The sequence below is a fragment of the Romboutsia timonensis genome, from assembly GCF_900106845.1.
In the GTDB taxonomy this organism is placed as follows: domain Bacteria; phylum Bacillota; class Clostridia; order Peptostreptococcales; family Peptostreptococcaceae; genus Romboutsia; species Romboutsia timonensis.
In genome coordinates, this window is record NZ_LT629860.1 from 1 (window position 1) to 995 (window position 995).

9 tRNA genes are annotated in these 995 nt (G+C 50.8%); all 9 read right to left on the reverse strand.

Annotation, left to right across the window (positions count from 1 at the left end):
* Window positions 1-135 precede the first annotated feature (135 nt).
* The 9 genes from BN7997_RS14085 to BN7997_RS14125 all read right to left on the reverse strand — a co-directional run bounded on the left by BN7997_RS14085 (window position 136) and on the right by BN7997_RS14125 (window position 957).
* A tRNA-Met gene (locus tag BN7997_RS14085) sits at window positions 136-212 on the reverse strand.
* Window positions 213-219: 7 nt separating this feature from the next.
* A tRNA-Phe gene (locus BN7997_RS14090) sits at window positions 220-295 on the reverse strand.
* A gap of 9 nt (window positions 296-304) precedes the next feature.
* A tRNA-Ile gene (locus BN7997_RS14095) sits at window positions 305-381 on the reverse strand.
* A 10-nt stretch (window positions 382-391) separates the two neighbouring features.
* Window positions 392-468, reverse strand: a tRNA-Pro gene (locus BN7997_RS14100).
* 37 nt (window positions 469-505) lie between these two features.
* Window positions 506-581, reverse strand: a tRNA-Trp gene (locus BN7997_RS14105).
* An 8-nt stretch (window positions 582-589) separates the two neighbouring features.
* Window positions 590-666, reverse strand: a tRNA-Ile gene (locus tag BN7997_RS14110).
* 12 nt (window positions 667-678) lie between these two features.
* Window positions 679-755 (reverse strand) — tRNA-Pro (locus BN7997_RS14115).
* A gap of 6 nt (window positions 756-761) precedes the next feature.
* Window positions 762-854 (reverse strand) — tRNA-Ser (locus BN7997_RS14120).
* 14 nt (window positions 855-868) lie between these two features.
* Window positions 869-957: transfer RNA gene (locus tag BN7997_RS14125), tRNA-Ser, on the reverse strand.
* Window positions 958-995 lie beyond the last annotated feature (38 nt).

A 995-nucleotide genomic window follows, 5' to 3' on the forward strand; every position in this document is an offset into this window, starting at 1 on the left:
TGAGCCAGGATCAAACTCTCAAATAAAAGTTGTTACCTGCTCAGACTATCATTATCTGAATATCTGGCTTGGTTTGTTAGTTTCAATTCTATAAATTAACCTACTGTTTAATTTTCAAAGTTCTTAAATTTATGATGGTAGCGGTAACAGGAGTCGAACCTGTGACCTTTCGGGTATGAACCGAACGCTCTAGCCAACTAAGCTATACCGCCACGACTATGGTGCCCAGAGGCGGAATCGAACCACCGACACGGGGATTTTCAGTCCCCTGCTCTACCGACTGAGCTATCTGGGCGCAACCAATTGGTGGGCCTAGCTGGACTCGAACCAGCGACCTCACGCTTATCAGGCGTGCGCTCTAACCACCTGAGCTATAAGCCCTAATTGTTAATGGTCGAGGTGGAGGGACTCGAACCCCCGGCCCCATGGTCCCAAACCACGTGCGCTACCAAACTGCGCTACACCTCGAAGATTTTAGTTTAAATTATATTTTCTATTTTATAAGTGGCAGGGGTGGAGGGACTCGAACCCCCGGCGCACGGTTTTGGAGACCGACGCTCTACCAACTGAGCTACACCCCTATAAAATTTGGTGGACCATCAGGGACTCGAACCCCAGACCTACCGGTTATGAGCCGGGCGCTCTAACCAACTGAGCTAATGGTCCACATTTTATTAATGGTCGAGGTGGAGGGACTCGAACCCCCGGCCCCATGGTCCCAAACCACGTGCGCTACCAAACTGCGCTACACCTCGAATTAATGGCGGAGAAGGAGGGATTCGAACCCTCGCACCGGTTTAATCCAGCCTAATCCCTTAGCAGGGGATCCTCTTGAGCCACTTGAGTACTTCTCCATTTATTAAATTAATGGCGGAGAGGGTGGGATTCGAACCCACGGTGCCGTTAAGCATCACTGGTTTTCAAGACCAGCTCCTTAAACCACTCGGACACCTCTCCACTTGGTGATCCATCCGCGACTCGAACGCGGGACACCC